The organism is Paenibacillus sp. CH40, assembly GCF_024213605.1.
GTDB classification, from domain to species: Bacteria; Bacillota; Bacilli; order Paenibacillales; family Paenibacillaceae; genus Paenibacillus; species Paenibacillus polymyxa_B.
Genome location: NZ_JANAVQ010000003.1, coordinates 387,138 through 406,379 on the forward strand (window position 1 = coordinate 387,138; position 19,242 = coordinate 406,379).

The following is a 19,242-nucleotide window of genomic DNA, read 5'->3' on the forward strand; positions in this document are numbered from 1 at the left end:
ATCCTTTCTTTTCGTCAGTTCAGATGGCTATTTCGCTTCCTTTGCAGCCACTTCAGCACGCGCCTTCACCCATGCGTCGTTCAGATCCTTCATAATGGTGTCATACGATTCCGGGCGGTTACCGACCGCTGCCTCAATAATGCGTTTTTTGAAGTCAGGCTGCCACAAGCCGATTTCTCCCTTTTTGTCGATTTTATCGACAATCCCTTCCTGTCCTTTTGGAGACGGAGTAAGCGTTTCAAAAACGACTCCCTGATCTTCGTATTGTTTCAAAATGCTAGGCATTGGGGCACCCTTCAGCGGGCTAATGCTACCTGCCTGCTCGACGGCATAGTTGGACTTTTCGGTAAACCAATCCACCCAGGCACGGGCCGCCGGTTTATTTTCACTGTTTACGTTAATACCGAGGTTAAAATCACCAGCTAGAGGCACAAGTACCTTGGAGGCATTCGTCGGGAAAGGCATAAAACCGATATCATCCTTGTTAGAAGCTGTGCTTTTGATCTGGTCAATCGCCCAAGAGCCAAGCACCATTGTACCGATTTTGCCTTGAGCGAGATCCGCCTTGGAGGTCTCCCAATCTGTAGTCGTTGGATCTTTTTCAATCAGGCCTTTTTTAGCCGCATCGTACAGGACCTTATACAGTTCATAGTGGGGCTGGCCCTTCGTGAAATTGTCATCTGTATTCGGTTGTGTGACATTCACATATTCCTTCGTACCCGCCAATGTTGCCAGACTAGACTCCCACTGGGTCAGTGCCCAACCAGAGGCATAGTTCGTAAACAGCGGTACTGCCTTGGTTTTGTCCTTAATCTGCTGTAACGCTGTCAGGAATTGGTCCGGTGTTTTGGGAAGCTGCGTGATTCCTGCGTCCTTGAACACCTTTTTGTTATAAATCACACCAGAGTAAACCATCGCAATTGGAATACCGTAGCTGTTATGATCCACCGTACGTTCTTCAAGGCCGGTATACTTGTTTTTCATCTCCTCATAAGTACCCAGCGGCTCGAAAAAGTTGGGCAGCTCTTCAACTGGAATACTGCCAGGAATCAGCAAAACATCTCCATAATCCCTGGTCCCCATCCGGATTTTAATTTGACCCTCATAATCGGCCAATGCCTGAAAATTGACCTTCACGTTCGGATAAAGTTTGTTAAATTCCTTGGCGTAATCCTGAAATACGGTATCCACAATATCAGTCCGCTGTGTGATAACCGTAATTTCACCTTCCACACCCTTCGGATCAGAGCTGGCAGCTGGCTCATCCTTCTTTGAGGTACAGCCAGTAAACAGCCCCGCTAACAAAACCACGGATAGTAATGACATCAAAACCTTGGACAACTTCATGAGACGACTCCTCCTGTTGTTTTCAAATAAGGTTATCGTTAAAGTAACAAAATCATTTTATTATGTTAGCGCTTACTGTGTCAATTACAATATTCTTTTTGTAAAGTGGAATGGGTCGCATCTTATGAAAAAACACCAATTTAGCATGGTTGACAGTTTACAAACAGCTAGATATGATACTCCTGTAAAGTTAACGATAACTTAATAATTTATTTTCCGAAGGAGGCTTTGTCTCTTGGAAACATTACTGGACGAAATTAGACAGGAATGGAAGGAACACATACTCCCATTCTGGCTTGGACTGAAGGATGAGACACACGGTGGGTTTTACGGCGAGGTGGACGTGGATCTGCACATTCATAACCAAGCCGACAAAGGAGGGATTGCCACTGCACGGCTACTCTGGTCATTCTCGGCGGCTGCCCGTGTAACAGGGGAAGATACCTATGCAGAAGCCGCACGACATGCATTCACATTCCTGCGAGATCACCTGCTTGATCCATTACATGGAGGAATGTACTGGATGGTGGACTACACCGGGCAACCCGTGGACACGTGCAAGCATGTATACGCGCAGGCATTCGCGATCTATGCGATAGCAGAGTATGCACGTGCCACAGACGACCCGAATGCATTACCACTAGCTATGGGGCTGTTCCACCTGCTGGAGCAAAAAGGATATGATCCCACCCGGCAGGCATACGGCGAACAATATGACCGCTCGTGGAACACGCAGCCTAATGAGCTACTCAGCGAAAATGGGGTTACCGCGCATATCACCATGAATACGCATATTCATGTTTTGGAGGCGTACACCCAATTGCTGCGCGTCTGGCCAAATGAAGAGGTTCGAGAGGCACTGACGAACGTACTGGATATTTTATATCATCGTGTTTACGATCCTTCTGCCCGACGACTGGGGGTATTTTTCGACCGTGAATGGCGCTCTCTGCTTGACCTAACCTCATATGGTCACGACATCGAAGCCAGCTGGTTGATTGAGGACGCTATGAGTGTGTTGGGTTATTACCCGTCAGAATACGTGGATATGGTGATAGATATTGCCAATGCGGTAGCAGAGCGCGCTGTTCAGCTGGACGGATCGCTCATCAATGAGCGGGAAGGAGAGCGGGTAGACACCTCACGTATCTGGTGGGTACAGGCCGAGGGGATGGTTGGTTTTTATAATGCGTTTCAACGTACAAAAGACGAACGTTTTTTGCAAATTGTGGAAAATCTATGGTCCTATACCCGGCAACATATCATCGATCCGCGCCCCGGAGGCGAATGGTTCTGGTCAGTTCAAGCGGATGGTAAGCCTGATGCGAGAGAGATTGCAGGACCCTGGAAGTGCCCTTATCACAACAGCCGATTTTGCATAGAAATGCTAGAAAGGATGGAAAACCAATGATCCATAGCAAATATAATGAGCTGCGGTTGCAGCAAGAGGAACTGATTACACGCCCCAATGAGGTTAAAACTACCTTTTATAATGGTATCTACGAACGCTACATCTACCCAGTGCTCACACGCCATCATGTTCCACTTCACTGGCGGTTTGATCTGGATGCGCAAACCAATCCCTTTTTCATGGAGCGGCTGGGTGTAAATGCGGCATTGAATCCAGGGGCGATCTATCATGAAGGAAAATACATTCTTGTTTCGCGCACAGAGGGACTGGATCGAAAGTCATTTTTTGCTTTGGCAGAGAGCGATAACGGCATTGATCAATTTCGATTCATTGACGCTCCCCTCGTATGGGAGGATATCGACCCGGAAGAAACAAATATGTACGATATGCGATTGGTAAAGCATGAGGACGGCTGGATTTACGGTATTTATTGCTCGGAAAAAAAGGACCCTGACGCACCACCCCACGATACCTCCAGTGCTGTCGCTCAGGCCGGACTGGTCCGCACTCGTGATCTTCGTACATGGACCCGGCTTCCCAACATCACTACCCAGTCCCCACAGCAGCGCAACGTTGTCTTGCACCCTGAATTTGTGGACGGTCAATATGCCTTCTATACTCGTCCCCAGGACGGGTTTATTTCCACCGGTTCAGGCGGAGGCATCGCCTTCGGCCTGTGCAAAGATATTACACAACCCGTGATTGAACACGAAACCGTCATTGATGAGCGCTGTTATCATACGGTGTACGAAGCCAAGAACGGACAGGGGCCTGCCCCGATCAAGACCAGTCGCGGCTGGATTCATATCGCTCACGGGGTACGCAATACAGCCGCCGGGCTGCGGTATGTGCTGTATACCTTTGCCACCAGTCTGGAAGACCCTACGCGCGTCATTGCTAAGCCCGGCGGGCACTTTCTGGCTCCTTATGATGAGGAACGCGTGGGCGACGTTTCGAATGTTATTTTTTGCAACGGGGCTGTTGTTAACGAGCAAGATGAAGTCTTTATTTACTACGCGTCCAGCGATACCCGTATTCACGTAGCGACGACCACCATCGCTCGACTGGAAGACTACACCTTCAATACACCATCCGATCCCTTGCGCTCTCTCGGCAGCGCCGCTGTTCGCCGTGAGCTAATTCATCACAATGAAGCGCTATTGCAAGCACTCTCCCGTCCTTCCCAGCAGACATAGGCCGCAAGCTTTATCCTGCTTGCGGAACCATGTATACTATCCATAGAACAACTGTTACCCGCAGGCTAATAGTTATTCTATGGGCAGCTACGCTGCTAGGTTTTTTTGGATTTTACAGGCGGCTAAGCTACGGATATATTCCCCAGCATTTTGCATCCATTCTCTGGATTAGGCAAAATGCTTATCTTTTTAAAATTGGAAGGCGGAACAGGAATGAAGAGCAACGTAACGATGCGGGATATTGCAGATAAGCTGGGAGTAAGCAGCGTGACCGTGTCGAAGGCGCTCAATGACAAGGATGGGGTTAGCGAGGAGCTAAAAGAGCGTATTAAGACGCTCGCGGGCGAAATGGGTTATCGTTTCAATACCGTTGCCAAGTCCATGAAGGAGGGCCTCACCTATAACATAGGTGTTGTCATTCCTGAACGTTTTACTGGCCCCGGCCAATCGTTTTATCTGCACATCTACCAGCAAATTTCACGGGCACTGGAGCCATACGGCTACTATGGCATCCTTCACATCCTTCATCGCGAAGACGAAGAACAGCTTAATCTGCCACGTATCTATTACGACCGCAAGGTGGACGGCTTCATTCTCCTGGGTCAAGTGAGCAAGCCATATATCGAGCTGGTACAAACCATGGATCTACCCAAAATGTTTCTCGATTTTTATGATGAACATGCCGATATCGACTCCGTGGTGACGGATAATTTCTACGGAGCCTATGAGCTGACCAACTATTTGATCGCCCAGGGGCATCGTGATATTGCATATGTAGGCAATATCTATTCCACCAGTAGTATTCAGGATCGTTTCCTCGGCTACTATAAATCCTTGCTGGAGCACAGACTGCCCCTCCGTAACGAGTGGGTGCTCAGTGACCGGGACGACGAAGGTGCTTTTGTTGAAATGGAGCTGCCTCAGCCGCTACCGACTGCCTTTGTATGTAACTGCGATCAGGTCGCTCACAATCTGGTACACAAGCTCATTGCTCTGGGATACCGCGTGCCTGAGGACTGCTCTGTAGTCGGATTTGACAACGATGTATATGCCACTCTTATTGTTCCGCAACTGACCACAGTCGGCGTAGACATCGAGCAGATGGCACGTACCGCGATTGATTCGATGATGAAAAAAATAAGTCATCCCGGCGGCCGCTTTGGTCGAGTCCTCGTGCAGGGTCATATTGTATATCGTGATTCCGTACAGCCCATCCAGAGACCATGATCAACACACACTTTACTTGGGGAAAGGTCACCCCTACCCCAATATTCACAACCAAAAGCCGCTCAGCATGTCGCTGGAGCGGCTTTTGGCGTTCATAAATTCTGCAGTGTGATCATCGTACTCACTTTCAATGGTGGATTTTTCAAAATCCTGGATTAGGAGCGCTGGGCGACAAAGGAATTGCCCGCCCGATTGAGAATCGGCAGCATCCGCATTTCCTGCCCCATCGAGGCTTGACAAAATGGACAAGCTGGCTCGTTCAAAAAGGTGAAATCCGTTCGCATCCAACCGTTGCAACCCTCGTTTGTACACGACCAAATAGCCGTATTTTCCTCTGGAATGATTTCCGGGGCCTGGCGTCTGTACATCTATATCCCCCCTCGGTTTTTATAGGGTAATATCCCCTGTCGGCTTACTGTTAGTTCCCACCTGTGCGGGTATTAATATGCTCCAACCTCCAAAAAATATGCGCAATTTACCAAAATGTTTATTTACGGATAGCCTTAGTCCAGAAGCCGCCATGAAACTGCTTCGGCTCTACCGTAATGACAAAAGCCTTAGGGTCCAGCTCCAGAATGGACTGATACAGCTTATTCTGGTTTTTTCGTTTGGCCAAAATTTCCATTACCAGGCGCTCTCCATCACGTCCACTGCCCAGCCAGGCTGTGACGCCGTATCCTTTGTCCCGCAGCGCATTGGCAATTCCTCCATTGATCTCATTGCTGATCACCTTAACGGTGACATAACCGAGCGCTATTTTTTCCTCAATCCATGCTCCAATAAGAATGCCCAATGCATAGCCAATGGCGTATACTGCAAGACTTGCCACTTGATCCAGGTACTTAAGCACAACATTCAAGCCCAATACATAGACCGTAACCTCCACGGTGCTAATGAGCGCAGCAATGTACTTCTGTCCTTTCAGCGTCAGAATCATGCGCAGTGTATACGCCGATACGTAAATAATTTGAATAACGAGAATAAACAATAAAATTTTGAGCATGCGCTCACTCCCCACTTCACGTTCTGATTTAATCCGTATCCAACATTATACCCCCGTCTGTGATATACAGCCTCTGGTTTCGTATTACCCTCGCTCGGGTAATGACTAACTACAGCATGCTGAATGAAAGTTCGATCACATAAGGAGGGCTATAACATGAAGGATAACGGAACTAGCGATAAAATCAAAGGTAATGTGAACAAAGCCAAAGGTGAAATCAAGGATCAAATCGGGAACGCTACCGATAATAAGTCCCTTCAAGCCGAAGGCAAACTGGATAAGGCCAAAGGCCATCTTCAGGAAACAGCAGGCAAACTGAAGGACGGCAAATAATCCTGAATGGATAACCTCGACGCACTGTTTTACCAACAAGTCACGCTGTCTTGTGCAGCGGGCTTGTTTTGTGTTGTTCGGATACTTTTGGAAAAACTTTTGCGCAAACAGGGCAACTTTTACGGTTGCTGTTGCGTCTAACCAATATAAGCACAACCCATAATGACTCTCCAAGCTGTTGGATTTTGTAGGCATTAATGTTACTCTAGTCTATGAACCAGGCTATAATTCTTAAATAAAGGGGTAGACCAACGAATGAAATCACTGAAATCTATCAAAAAACCTGTCATCATCACTGCCGTATCCGCCTTGGCCATATCCGGGGCTCTTTTCAGCCAATCCACATATGCCGCACAAGTGACTAAGCCGATCCAAGCAGTATATAACAATATTAAAATTATCTACAACGGAACCGAGGTTCCTGCTGATGCTAAAACAGAACCATTTCTGCTGGATGGCGTGACGTATATCCCACTGAAGCTGGCAGGTACAGCTTTGGATAAAAAAGTAACATGGGATGGAACAAACAAACGCGTAGTCATTGCCGACAACGGCGTTCCCATTGATCAGTCTACAGTTACTGCGTTGAACAACCAGATTACGACGCTGACTCAAGAGCTCAACACAGCGAAAGCAGCGAACACGACGAAAGACGCTACCATCGCTCAATTGCAAAAAGACAACCAGACGCTAAAAGATGAAGCAAGCAAAAATAGCTCTAGCTCCTTGAAGGATCTTCAAAAGAAGCTGAACGATGATCACAGCGATGCCTATAGCACCAACTCTGATATCACGTTGGATGGTAACAAAAGCGATATTACGGTGACCATCGAAATGACGAAATCCAGATGGACTGACCTCACCGACAGCAGAAAGGAAAGCTACCTGGAAGACATCGGTGAAGATATTTTGAAAGAGTATAAAGATGCCGATATAGAGGGTACGGTTAAAAACTCCAGTAATAGGGATAAAATGGCAACTTTTACAATAAACAGCAGAGGCAAGGTTTCTTTGAGGGATGTAGCTTCTTCTCTGGATGCAAGTACGATCCAACGTAACTTGTCCGATAGATATGGCACCTATAATGGGGTCGGCTTTGATTTCACAGTAAGAGGCGACAGCAGTGAAGCTATCGTCGAAGTTTATGTAAATTCGGATGACTGGAATAAATTGTCAAACAATCAAAAAAACAACCTGACAGACGGCGTTACTGATTATCTTAAAGATAAACAGTCTGTATCCAAAGTCGTTGGATATGTACGTAATAAAGGAAACAATAGTCAAATCATTACCTTCTAAGATTAATCTTTCAAAAAAAGCGACAAAGGCCCTTAAGCCTTTGTCGCTTTTTTATGATGTACAAGCAACATACATTCCACTACTTAATTAATCTGCCAACAGAAGTAATATATATTATATAGTCTTTATCCGCATCGATTGTATCGATATTTCTCGTATAAACCAGATTACCGGGACTGGTTATTTTAACTTTGTAAAACATACTGGGTTTAGAATAAGGATTTACACTATAGGTCCCTTTGCTATACACAATCAGAGGATTAAAGTCGATTTGCCTGGAAGCAGGTGATAAGCTGCTCTCGTACATAGCATGAATATTCAATACACCTTGCCTTTGATCCCAGCCAAAGGAAATAAGATCAAAGGCATTCGCATCAATGACTTGGGCCAAGTCTTGTCCCTTAAACCTCATAAGAACTGGACTTTCCGTAAAGCTGTCATGCCTTAGCTTCAATAAGCCACGCTTGGTATCCCACTCCATCTTCGCATCTGTATCCTTCAACAAAATGGATACTGGTAAAAACATCGCATTACTTTTCATGATGGGGACTGTATCCATTGTCACTGGCTCACCATTAACCGATATTTCAGGTGATCCGATCGTAGCCGCTACATTACGGCCCAACAGATCAACCGAAGCAGTTTTGTTCGCTGCATTATAAGTTACTTTGCCGCCCAGTATATCCTCAGCCGCTTGGAGCGGTATAAGCAGTCTCCCCTTCTTATCCACAAAGGGTGATGCAGGGTAGGTGTATAAAACGTAATGATCATTGACCTTCAGGTGTATGGGGGTTTGAGCTTGAGCTGATGTCGAATTCGAGTGTGCACCAGCAAAACTTAGTAGAATCATAAGGCAGACCAACAGTCTGATTTTCATTTATAATGCTCTCCTTTGTTAGCGTTTAGGCTAAAATAAAAATTTGTTTAAGCAACCTTCTTATAGTTACTTTTTCTTAATTAGATTACCCTCACAAAATCACAACGTCAACCATAATTTATAATTTTTACCTAACAGCCATATAATTCATAAATACATTAATAATACTCATAAACATAAAGGTATTTAGCAATAAAAGCAGAATATATCACTGTACTCCAATTCAGAAAGGGGCAAATGTGTATGATGAGAAGTTTTGTTAAACGTAAGGTCAGGAAAAGTATTGCAATAATACTAACATTATTATTAGCAATCGCAAGCGCACCATTAGGTGCAAGTGCAATAGACGCGGCGGTAACGGTGCCAGACCAGAATAATAAGCAGGATGCGCCAACCTTCTCTAATGTATCGGTTCATGACCCTTCCATTGTCAAAGACGGTGACACTTATTATGTATTTGGGTCACACATCTCTGCGGCGAAGTCAAAAGATCTTACAAACTGGACTTCTTTTGCAAACGGTTACACTACGCCTGGGAACACACTCTACGGGGATTTATCGAAGAATCTAGCTGGATCTTTCGCTTGGGCGGGTGAGAATGATGCGGATAGTAAGGGAGGATTCTCGGTATGGGCGCCCGATGTATTTTGGAATGAGCATTATGTCAATGAGGATGGGACAAAAGGGGCATATATGATTTATTATAGTGCATCTTCCACCTACATTCGTTCCGCGATCGGCATTGCAGTTGCACCCAAAATCGAGGGTCCATATCAATATGTGGATACCATTATACACACTGGTTTTACGAAGGAGACTGCATTCGATAAAGATAGCAAGGTAGATAAAAAATGGACAAATACGCCGATTCAACAACTCATTAAGGAAGGCAAGCTTGAGGGTCTCAGACCGGGATGGTTTAATACCGATGGTTCTTATGCGAACCGGATGTTCCCAAATGCAATCGATGCAAGCGTCTTTTACGATGCAAATGGGCGCTTGTGGATGACGTATGGATCATGGTCCGGGGGAATATTTTTACTGGAGCTAGATAAGGCAACTGGCAAACCCATGTATCCAGGTCAAGATGGAACTACGGAGGACGGCCGTCTGATTGATCGTTATTTTGGCATTAAGATCGCAGGTGGATACGGTGAGTCCGGGGAAGGTCCGTATATTGAATACAACCCAAAAACGGGTTATTACTATTTGTATGTAACCTACGGCGGTCTTGCAGCCGACGGAGGGTATAACATGAGGTTATTCCGTTCCAAGAAACCGACAGGACCTTATAAAGATGCCAAAGGACAGAATGCTGTTTTGCCGGCAAACACCAAAAATACAACTTATGGCAACAAGTTGATAGGTAATTTCTTGTTCGATAGTAAAATAGGCGACCCCGGTACAGGCACTGGATACGGCTATGTTTCCCCTGGACACAATTCTGTATACACCGATCCTGCTACTGGACAAATGTTTGTCGTCTTTCATACCCGATTCCCTCAGCAGGGGGAGACACATGAGCTGCGTGTACACCAAATGTTCATGAATCAGGATGACTGGCCTGTCGTAGCTCCTTACCGTTACGGTGGCGAGACGCTTACAAAGCTGGATGAGAAACAATTCATTGGCGATTATCAATATATTAATCATGGCAGTGATTCTTCGGCTACGATCAAGAATACACAATTCATTCAGCTTAGAGCAGATCATACCATCGAAGGCGATGTGCAAGGAACATGGCGCAAGTCGGGAGATGCGAATATCCAATTAACACTGGATGGTGCTGTATTGGATGGGGTGTTCTTAAGACAATGGGATCAGGTTACGAATCAATACATCCTGGCGTTTACAGTTTTATCGAATAAAGGTGAAATGGCTTGGGGCAGTAAGCTCCCTGATATGACCGATACGACAGTAGTGGACAGTGTGTATCGTGAGTTAGATCTTGGCGATACAAGTCGGGTGACGGCTAGCCTGAATCTTCCGAAGGAAGGCAGTCGGCAAACCCGGATTACCTGGAAAACTTCAGACCAAAGCGTCATTACGGATACAGGTGAAATCAAGCGTCCAGGAATCGGAGAAAAGGCTGCATCTGCCACTTTGACGGCTACCATTACCAAAGGAGAACGTAGTCGGGACAAAGTTTTTAACATCACGGTATCCCCTTATGAGAAAGCAACATTGACTGCGTCATACACATTTGAAAATAATCTGGAGGATCAGCAGGATGCTTTTGCTAATGGCAAAGTTATCGGTGACCGAATCGATCGCCAGGGAGGAAGTGTATCCTACGCTGAAGGCGTAAAGGGCCAAGCTATAGTCCTTGATGGAAAGTCAGGCATTGCTCTACCTGGAGGACTCATATCCAGCTCAGCATATTCCGTTTCACTGTGGGTAAAACCAAGCGATTTAACTCTGCATACACCAACCTTCTTTGGAGCTATGGATAGTAACCACTGGATTAGCCTTCTGCCCAGAGGACCCGAGAAGGATAATACAATGGTCTGGTCCGGCAGCTCACTTTGGTATACCGGCAGTACTGGCCTAAAGATCAAAACAAATGAATGGACCCATCTCGCCTTCACTGTAGAACGTGGGGTGTTAGCCGTGTATGTGAATGGCGAGCTTCAATTTATCGGCTCAGAATTCCCAGATGTCTTTACCTCCAAATCTGGAACATTCAGCTTAGGTGTCAACTGGTGGGACCCTGCGTTCAAAGGATCTATTGATGAGCTGAGTATATTTGAAGGTGCGCTCCCCCCTGTACAGGTGGCAGAGCTAGCGAAGATGAAGTGAATTAAGACTAATGAATCGTAAGCAACTCTAGTGTCGAAAAGAAAAGCTACAAAAAAAGAGAGCGCTGAATAGCGCTCTCAGGCTGTCGAGAAACCCCCTGTTTTTTGCAGGGGGTTTAAAACTGTCTTAGTGGTCTAAAAACTAGGGTCCTCAGATCGTTTTAAATCGATTTTTGTTTTAAAAGATGCGTCTCCCCATATAAAAATAGAAGTGTCGAAAAGTCCTCTGGACTTTCTCGACACTCTGAGAGCGCTGAATAGCGCTCTCTTCCAATGAAACATATAAAATATAAGGAATATTAATAGGCCAATGCAAAAAGTCCTTTGATGTGGGACAAGTAACGGATGTTACTGCCTTCCTTCATCAAAGTAGCTACAGCGCCTTTCAGTTGGGTGCCATTCGCGCCTACAGTACCGATCGCGTCTGTTCTGCCCAAGCTGCCCAGTGTACCGGAGAATACTGGTGTAAAGCGTTCCATTTTCGCTCCGTTGAAATAAGCAAAGATGTTGTAACCAACTAATTCGCCCATTTGCCAAGCCAACTGTGCAGTTGGAGGGTATGGACGCTCGCCTTCACCCGGGAACACCACTGCGCTGTCGCCAGCGAGGAAGATGTCTTCGTGAGAAGTCGATTGCAGTGCACCATTCACAGTTGCGCGACCACGGTTTACTTCGATACCAGATGCGCCAACCAGTGCATTACCTTGTACGCCGCCTGTCCAGATCAGTGTGTTCGTTTTGATCGAACGTCCGTCTTTCAAGAGAACTTCGTCAGCTTTCATTTCTGTAATCGGAACACCCGCTACGATTTGAACGCCACGTTTTTCAAGGCTTGTTACTGCACGATCAACCAGTGGTTGAGGGAAGCCTGCCAAAATAGATGGTCCAGCTTCTACGCAATACAAGTTGATATCTTCGTAGTTAATACCTTTTTCGCGACAAATTACAGGCAATTTGTCAGCATATTCACCCACCAGCTCAACGCCTGTGAGACCGCCACCACCGATAACGATTGTAGCGTCTGCTTGGTTACCGGATTGCTTGTAAGCATCCAGACGAGCTTCCACATGTGCGCGAATGCGATTGGCTTCTGCCACTGATTTCAGCGTGAAGCTATGCTCTTGCAGTCCTGGAATACCGAAGTAAGCCGTTTCGCTGCCCAGGGAAATAACGAGAGCGTCATAGCTCAACGTAGCGCCACTGGCCAAGGTTACTTTTTTATCGTCAGGCTTGATTTCGGAAACAGTATCCACTTTCAGGATAATTTCTTTGTTACGCAGCAGCTTTTCCAAAGGAAGCGCAACAGCTTTTTCGGCAATTGTACCTGCCGCCAAACGGTGCAGTTCTGTAATAATTTGGTGCGACGCAAAGCGGTTAACCACTGTAATGGTGGCTTGGCTAGCGTCCATATGCTGGCGTGCTGTAAGAGCGGCTAGCAATCCGCCGTACCCGCCGCCCAAGATCAAAATTTGCTTCGACATGTCCATCCTCCGTTCTCGATCAGGTAATTATTTGCTTTCGCGTTGGCGCTCATTCAGAATATCCAGGAAAGCCTGGCTGAAACGCAGCGTTTTTTGTACATTCGGATCTTTAAGCATTTTGAGCAGGCCAAACAGACCTACACTGCCGTCCGTAGTTTGCACACGGTCATTTGCTTCAATTGCAGCAGAAGCCAATCCTTTAGCCGAATCTGTAACAGGCTTCACAAACTCTCCCATGGAGCTTTTCATATCTCCGATAAAGACAGGGTCAGTCGCCAGACTGCGAGCTACATCATAAGCGTCGGTCATCAAAGTAACCATCTCAGTCAACTTGGGCAGATTCTCTACCAGTACGGTCAGCGATTGCTGAACCTCCGGTTTCATCAATTGGTCCAGTACATCCCGAGACTCTTTGGTAGCTTCTTGTGTTACTGCCACCTCTTGTTGGTTTTCAGACATGCGTGAACGTCCTCCTTTACTGTGAAAATAGAAGTCCATCCTCTCTCGTAACCTGTATCCATAAACTCTAGCAATAAAACGTTCATTGAATTCACGCCCTTAAACATGCAAGAAGCACAGCTTAAACCGGCCTATACCCTACAGGGCAAGACTGATTTATCGCAGATGCCAATTGTATATTGCTCAGACGTTATTCTGTTGTTACTGCTGCGGAATATCCCACGAAGCGCTCCTTCGTGACTACAACAGGCCGAAACGGAACCCTATACCTCTATATTACACCTTTCACGACACAATCGTCGAAGAAATTTTAAATTTGCACAAATTTCTGCAAAATTTTTATTGTTATTTTAGATAAAAATTAGAATAAGCTCGATTTTTGTCCAAGTTTCCCTTAAAAAAAGGGTCATCTTATGCTAGAGGAGGGTAATAAAGAGAGTGCGTTTTAGTTCGATAATATGAAAATAACACAAAATATATTCATACGGAGGTTTTAAATGATGGCTAAAACATTTGGAGATATGGTTCAAGAAGCGAGGCAGCACGTTCAGGGCATTGATTCACAGGAGGCACGTCAGCGAATGGAGGCAAATCCAGATACATTCGTTATCGATGTACAGGACTCCCATGATGCAGGCGCTTGCGGTCTGATTCGCGGAAGCGCCAATATTTCATTGGGCATGCTGCCCATCCGCGCTGACTTGGAGGTTCCACAGGATTTGCGTGACGAACGTCTACGTGACCGTAACCGCCCCATTATCACCACTTGTGGGGCAGGTGGACAAGCTGCATTGGCAGCTTATACACTCCAGCAGATGGGCTTTACCAATGTAGCTTTTATCGAAGGCGGAACAACAGCCTGGAAGGAATCCGGCTTTGAAGTAGAACTGTACTAAGGGACCTACGCTCCAAGAATCGCCCTACGTATGTAGGGTGCCTTCAGAAGCGTCAGGATTATCAGGTGCTTCGAAATCATCAGGAGACGGCTGCGGCACACCAGACTCAATAAACTCATCTACATCGCGGGCAGCCTTAACTTGATTGCATTCATTGCAAGCACATACACAATTGACCGGCGTCGTGTGCCCCCCTTTTGCCCGAGGCAGTAAATGATCAATCGTGTCACCGTAGCCCCCGCAAAAAAAGCAAGTATAACGGTCACGCTTAAGCACATATTGACGAAATTCCTTGTTGCTATACAGTCTACGCACGGTGTATGGATTAACAATCACCGCCATACGCTCTCTGACCAGGGTCATGGCCAGATCAAGCTCAATCTCTTGATGCCAGCGTCTCCCCTGGTCGGTTTTGCCTCTTAGCCGAATCATGCCATTGCGATTGAGCCGCAACGCCCGGGTATCCGCAGGCTTCAGCCTGCTAAGCAGATGCCGAACCCGTTGCCGATGGCGCTCACGCGCTTTGTCCGTGACCGGCTTCCTGCGGGGGCGTTGTGCCTCCATAGGTAGCGACGCCTCTAGGCTGTGCGCAGCCGTATTTGCTTCAAGGCTATGCTGCATCACGGGAGCAGCCGAGGGATTTGTTTCCTCGCCGGAGGGAGCGGACGTAGCCGCACGTTCTTGTGGGGCCAATCCTCGGCAGGAACGGCAAGGACCACGCCGGGAATAAGGACCAGCCCGGCGACCCGTTCTGCGCTGAAAGTCCGTTAAAGGTTTCATCTCCTGACAATACGTACATTTTTTAATCAGCGGTTTGCTCGCTTCATCCTTGTTCTGCTGCGGTTCTGTCACGTCCACTCCTCCTTTCCTCTGTTGCTCGCGCTTCACAGTTTGCCCAAAACCCGAACTATTGTTAAGTTAGATTCATTTTACCGTTTTCACGTTCTCTTTTCTAGCTACCCGAGTCGTTGTGAACACTCAGGTATAACAAATTTTAATGATTCAGCATACGTTATACAGCGATCCTTGTTCTTCATTCAGCATCATATTGACCGTCTGACGTTTAGCCCCCCTCACTTGGTGGGTAACTTGTTATATATGAAGGAGGGACGTACATGAAAAGGAACCATACGATGATGCAATTTTTCGAGTGGAATGTCGAAGCTGACGGTTCTCACTGGAAAAAGCTTACCCGCCTGGCGCCGGAACTGAAGGCCAAAGGAATTGACGCGATATGGATTCCACCTGTCACCAAAGGCCAATCGCCCGAGGATACGGGATACGGCGTCTATGACCTTTATGATCTGGGCGAATTTGACCAAAAAGGTGCGGTGCGCACCAAATACGGAACCAGGGAAGACCTGCTGGAGGCTGTTGCCGCCTGTGTTCGCCACGGCGTGGCCGTCTATGTCGATCTGGTCATGAATCATAAGGCCGGCGCGGATGAAACTGAAGTATTCAAGGTCGTCGAGGTTAACCCGGATAACCGCAATGAAGTCATTTCCGAGCCCTTTGATATCGAAGGCTGGACTAAATTTACGTTCCCCGGCCGTCAAGGTCAGTATTCCACATTTCAATGGAACTTTGAACATTTTAACGGAACCGATTACGATGCAAGCCAGGACCGGACAGGAATCTATCGTATTTTAGGTAAAAACAAAAGCTGGAGCGAAAATGTAGATGATGAATTCGGCAATTATGATTATTTAATGTTCGCCAATATTGACTATAATCATCAGGATGTGCGCAAAGAGATGATCCGTTGGGGGAAATGGCTGATAGATACTCTGCAATGCAACGGATTCCGTCTGGATGCAATCAAGCATATTAATCATGAATTTGTACGAGAGTTTGCTACAGAAATGATTAAAAAACGCGGGCAGGACTTTTATATGGTAGGCGAGTTTTGGAAACCGGATCTGGAATCGTGTCAAAAGTTCCTGGATACCATTGATTATAAAATCGACCTGTTTGACGTATCCCTCCACTACAAACTACATAGCGCTTCCTTGGGTGGCAAGGATTTCGATTTAAGCACCATTTTCGAGGATACGCTTGTTCATACCCATCCCCTGAACTCGGTTACTTTTGTCGATAATCATGATTCCCAGCCGCATGAAGCGCTCGAATCCTGGGTGGAGGACTGGTTTAAGCCTAGCGCCTATGCACTCATCTTGCTGCGCAAGGACGGTTATCCCTGTGTGTTCTACGGCGATTACTACGGTATCCAGGGGCAAACGCCCGTGAAAGGCAAGCAGGCTGAGCTAGACCCGCTTCTATATGCCCGGTACCATAAAGCTTATGGTGAGCAAAAAGATTATTTCGATGATCCCCATACGATTGGATGGGTTCGTCAAGGCGTGCCTGAGCTGGAAGGCTCCGGATGTGCTGTGGTGATCACCAACGCAAATGACGGAGAAAAGCGCATGTTCGTAGGCAAACAACGTGCAGGGGAAGAATGGATGGATTTGACCGGACATCACGATCATACCGTAAAAATTGAGCAGGATGGCTACGGCATATTTCCCGTTCGTGCCGGCAGTGTATCGGTGTGGGCACTTCCCGCAGAGGAAGACAGCCAGGAAACAGAAGAAGAGGAAGCGAACGCTTAATCTATACCCAACACAAAGAGGACAGGATGCGAGGAAGCGCCCTGTCCTCTTCGTGTATGGAAAGTCACTCCGTTACCTTGCTTTGGTTGGCCACGGCCTGCTTCTTAGCCTCTACATGACTCGGATCACCGAGATAAAAACGCCGGATAGGATCTATATGCTCATCCAGCTCGTACACCAGTGGAATGCCTGTCGGAATATTCAAATCCAGCAAGGCGGTTTCGTCCAGATTCTCCATATACTTGATTAAGGCCCGCAAAGTATTACCATGTGCAGAAATGATAACTCGATCCTTTTTGAGAATCAAAGGGACAATCCGCTGCTTCCAAAACTCACCGACCCGATGCACGGTGTCCTCCAGGCTTTCCCCAAGCGGCAGCTCTTCTGGCTTAATATTGCGATAACGCTCTTCCCGATGCGGACTCCGCTCGTCCTGCTCATCCAGCATGGGGGGCCGCACCGTCAGACTACGCCGCCAGATATGAACCTGTTCCTCGCCGTATTGCACGGCGGAATCCAGCTTGCTAAGCCCCTGAAGAGCACCGTAATGGCGTTCATTCAGCTTCCATGATTTCTGCACAGGTATCCAGAGATGATCCAGCTCATCCAAGATGTGATACAGCGTGCGGATAGATCGTTTTAGCACAGAGGCGAATGCCAAATCAAACGTATAACCAGCCCCCTTGAGAATACGTCCCGCCTCAATGGCCTCATGAATCCCTTGTTCAGTCAGGTCCACGTCCGTCCAGCCCGTAAACAGGTTTTGTCGGTTATACACGCTCTGTCCATGCCTAACCAGCACCACTTGATACATGCACTCACTCCTCTCCTGTCTGTCTTTATGTTTTACCCAACTTCTATGTATTTAACGTAAAATGCAATTTTTAAACCGTCTATTTAATACAAAAAAGGACGGCATTCAGCCATCCTTTTCTTCTCACCCTGCACTTAGTCCCTCTTACTGAATTTGGCCAACAGATCCAAAATCCGTACATACAGCCATACTAGAGTCACCAGCAATGCAAAAGCACCATACCATTCCATATATTTGGGTGCGCCTTGATCTGCTTGCTCTTCAATAAAATTGAAATCAACCAGCAGATTCAAAGCCGCAATGATCACGATAAATAAGCTAATGCCAATACCCAGCCAACCTGTTTCATGGATATAGGGAACATTCATACCGAAAAAGTTCAAAATAAAATCAACCAGCGTCACCAGAAAAATCGCCATCGTACACAGGACAACGAATGAGATAAAGCCGCGTGTCACCTTGATGATTCGCTGTGTGTACATAAAGAGCATCAAGAACAAGATACCCACGGTCAGCAAAATGGCATTGGCTACAATTCCAGGGTACTCATACTCCATAAAAGCTGAAACGCCACCCAAAGCAAAACCACTCAGAATCCCATATACAGGAGAGAGTAATGGAGCCGTTTTGGGAAAAAAGGATATCGCAAGTGCTACGCCTGCCATACCAATAAAGCCTGCCGTCAGCAAGGATAGCACCTCTACGGTTCCTTCGTAGGTCATGTACCAGGTAATACTTCCAGAGACGATGAGCAGAACCAGCAGAAGCAACGTTTTGTTCACCGTTCCTCCGATGGTCATGCGTTGTTCACTAGCTTCTCTTTCATCTTCGCGCAAAAAGATGTCATCACGTAAAACCGGATTGCTAAAGCTCATACAGGGTACTCCTTTTCGATGTTGTTGTTTGCTATGCTATATGTATATATCGGCACAATATGAAAAAAGTTTCAGAAAATTTCAAACAAAAAAACTCTAACCTTGCCATACGGCAAAGCTAGAGTTAGAGGATCAGGTCGTTACAGGTTAAAAATCAGCTGTCGCAATCTGGATCGTACCCGTAGCTGCTCCAGCTGCGGTAGTCTGCAGAGCAGCTACCAGCAGTAAAGCAACCTCTAACGTGAGGCTGTTAGTTGGGGGGATAACATAAGTGATCACAGGTGCATTGACACGAGTTACGACAAGATCGATCGGTGCCGGACCGTTATTATTAACGGTAATTGTAGCATTCGCGCCACCGTTCAAGTTTTCAAAGTATGATTTACCAATATTAGCTGCGAGAGAATAGAATTGCTGAGGTAAAAGAATCGCCATAGTTTTCACCTCCCTTGCGCTTGATAGTGTATTCTATGCTTCCAATCTACGAGCGTAACGTTAAGTGACTCAGTAATAAGACACAATTTGAAAGACTTATAGATTAACGTACCCTAACCTATGCTAAAAAGGAGTTGCCCTCTCAGATTCTTTGCAGAATCTGCGGACAACTCCTTATT

Annotated in this window: 18 protein-coding genes; 8 read left to right on the forward strand and 10 right to left on the reverse strand. The window is 46.6% G+C overall.

Annotation, left to right across the window (positions count from 1 at the left end; genetic code table 11):
• Nucleotides 1–27: 27 nt before the first annotated feature.
• Nucleotides 28–1,347, reverse strand: coding sequence for an ABC transporter substrate-binding protein (locus tag NLX73_RS11755; RefSeq protein ID WP_235306645.1), 1,320 nt, complete (start codon nucleotides 1,345–1,347; stop codon nucleotides 28–30).
• A gap of 235 nt (nucleotides 1,348–1,582) precedes the next feature.
• Here NLX73_RS11755 and NLX73_RS11760 point away from each other — a divergent pair, with 235 nt between their 5' ends.
• The 3 genes from NLX73_RS11760 (at nucleotide 1,583) to NLX73_RS11770 (ending at nucleotide 5,181) form a co-directional block, all read left to right on the forward strand.
• Nucleotides 1,583–2,758, forward strand: a complete 1,176-nt coding sequence (locus NLX73_RS11760; RefSeq protein WP_254326239.1) for an AGE family epimerase/isomerase — start codon at nucleotides 1,583–1,585, stop codon at nucleotides 2,756–2,758.
• Nucleotides 2,755–3,954, forward strand: coding sequence for a glycoside hydrolase family 130 protein (locus NLX73_RS11765; protein WP_254326240.1), 1,200 nt, complete (start codon nucleotides 2,755–2,757; stop codon nucleotides 3,952–3,954). Before NLX73_RS11760 ends, NLX73_RS11765 begins: the two co-directional genes overlap by 4 nt.
• A 213-nt stretch (nucleotides 3,955–4,167) precedes the next feature.
• Nucleotides 4,168–5,181, forward strand: a complete 1,014-nt coding sequence (locus tag NLX73_RS11770) for a substrate-binding domain-containing protein (protein ID WP_061829539.1) — start codon at nucleotides 4,168–4,170, stop codon at nucleotides 5,179–5,181.
• 155 nt (nucleotides 5,182–5,336) lie between these two features.
• On the opposite strand, the gene NLX73_RS11775 is transcribed toward NLX73_RS11770, so the two are convergent.
• Together NLX73_RS11775 and NLX73_RS11780 are read right to left on the reverse strand one after the other, a co-directional pair.
• Complete coding sequence (locus NLX73_RS11775; protein ID WP_025721956.1) at nucleotides 5,337–5,549, reverse strand: cold-shock protein; 213 nt, start codon at nucleotides 5,547–5,549, stop codon at nucleotides 5,337–5,339.
• 119 nt (nucleotides 5,550–5,668) lie between these two features.
• Nucleotides 5,669–6,184 carry a DUF2179 domain-containing protein gene (locus tag NLX73_RS11780; RefSeq protein WP_023990890.1) on the reverse strand — a complete coding sequence of 172 codons (516 nt, stop codon included), beginning with the start codon at nucleotides 6,182–6,184 and terminating at the stop codon, nucleotides 5,669–5,671.
• Between the two features lie 156 nt (nucleotides 6,185–6,340).
• Here NLX73_RS11780 and NLX73_RS11785 point away from each other — a divergent pair, with 156 nt between their 5' ends.
• Entirely contained in the window at nucleotides 6,341–6,517 is a 177-nt protein-coding gene (locus NLX73_RS11785; RefSeq protein WP_013312524.1) for a CsbD family protein, read from the forward strand.
• A 255-nt stretch (nucleotides 6,518–6,772) separates the two neighbouring features.
• Nucleotides 6,773–7,816: a stalk domain-containing protein gene (locus NLX73_RS11790; protein ID WP_061829471.1), complete on the forward strand. Its 1,044-nt coding sequence runs from the start codon at nucleotides 6,773–6,775 to the stop codon at nucleotides 7,814–7,816.
• A 79-nt stretch (nucleotides 7,817–7,895) separates the two neighbouring features.
• Here the strand turns inward: NLX73_RS11790 and NLX73_RS11795 are convergent, their stop codons facing one another.
• Complete coding sequence (locus NLX73_RS11795; RefSeq protein ID WP_061829472.1) at nucleotides 7,896–8,693, reverse strand: copper amine oxidase N-terminal domain-containing protein; 798 nt, start codon at nucleotides 8,691–8,693, stop codon at nucleotides 7,896–7,898.
• Between the two features lie 243 nt (nucleotides 8,694–8,936).
• On the opposite strand from NLX73_RS11795, the gene NLX73_RS11800 reads away from it, so the two are divergent.
• On the forward strand, nucleotides 8,937–11,492 hold the full coding sequence (locus NLX73_RS11800; RefSeq protein WP_061829473.1) for a LamG-like jellyroll fold domain-containing protein: 2,556 nt from the start codon (nucleotides 8,937–8,939) through the stop codon (nucleotides 11,490–11,492).
• Nucleotides 11,493–11,790: 298 nt separating this feature from the next.
• Here the strand turns inward: NLX73_RS11800 and NLX73_RS11805 are convergent, their stop codons facing one another.
• Together NLX73_RS11805 and NLX73_RS11810 are read right to left on the reverse strand one after the other, a co-directional pair.
• Nucleotides 11,791–12,972, reverse strand: a complete 1,182-nt coding sequence (locus NLX73_RS11805) for an NAD(P)/FAD-dependent oxidoreductase (RefSeq protein WP_061829474.1) — start codon at nucleotides 12,970–12,972, stop codon at nucleotides 11,791–11,793.
• 27 nt (nucleotides 12,973–12,999) lie between these two features.
• The gene (locus NLX73_RS11810; protein WP_013312528.1) at nucleotides 13,000–13,431 is read right to left on the reverse strand and encodes a DUF1641 domain-containing protein; all 432 of its coding nucleotides are present in this window, start codon (nucleotides 13,429–13,431) and stop codon (nucleotides 13,000–13,002) included.
• 500 nt (nucleotides 13,432–13,931) lie between these two features.
• On the opposite strand from NLX73_RS11810, the gene NLX73_RS11815 reads away from it, so the two are divergent.
• A complete protein-coding gene (locus NLX73_RS11815; protein WP_023990896.1) occupies nucleotides 13,932–14,327 on the forward strand; it encodes a rhodanese-like domain-containing protein in 396 nt (131 codons plus the stop codon).
• A gap of 24 nt (nucleotides 14,328–14,351) precedes the next feature.
• Here NLX73_RS11815 and NLX73_RS11820 read toward each other — a convergent pair whose 3' ends face one another.
• A complete protein-coding gene (locus tag NLX73_RS11820) occupies nucleotides 14,352–15,179 on the reverse strand; it encodes an HNH endonuclease (protein WP_061829475.1) in 828 nt (275 codons plus the stop codon).
• Nucleotides 15,180–15,442: 263 nt separating this feature from the next.
• On the opposite strand from NLX73_RS11820, the gene NLX73_RS11825 reads away from it, so the two are divergent.
• Nucleotides 15,443–16,939, forward strand: a complete 1,497-nt coding sequence (locus tag NLX73_RS11825) for an alpha-amylase (RefSeq protein WP_250266917.1) — start codon at nucleotides 15,443–15,445, stop codon at nucleotides 16,937–16,939.
• 64 nt (nucleotides 16,940–17,003) lie between these two features.
• On the opposite strand, the gene gpmA is transcribed toward NLX73_RS11825, so the two are convergent.
• The 3 genes from gpmA to NLX73_RS11840 all read right to left on the reverse strand — a co-directional run bounded on the left by gpmA (nucleotide 17,004) and on the right by NLX73_RS11840 (nucleotide 19,063).
• A complete protein-coding gene (gene gpmA, locus NLX73_RS11830) occupies nucleotides 17,004–17,753 on the reverse strand; it encodes a 2,3-diphosphoglycerate-dependent phosphoglycerate mutase (RefSeq protein ID WP_254326241.1) in 750 nt (249 codons plus the stop codon).
• 134 nt (nucleotides 17,754–17,887) lie between these two features.
• Entirely contained in the window at nucleotides 17,888–18,628 is a 741-nt protein-coding gene (locus tag NLX73_RS11835) for a Bax inhibitor-1/YccA family protein (RefSeq protein WP_250266919.1), read from the reverse strand.
• 147 nt (nucleotides 18,629–18,775) lie between these two features.
• Nucleotides 18,776–19,063: a hypothetical protein gene (locus NLX73_RS11840; RefSeq protein WP_061829478.1), complete on the reverse strand. Its 288-nt coding sequence runs from the start codon at nucleotides 19,061–19,063 to the stop codon at nucleotides 18,776–18,778.
• Nucleotides 19,064–19,242: the final 179 nt, after the last annotated feature.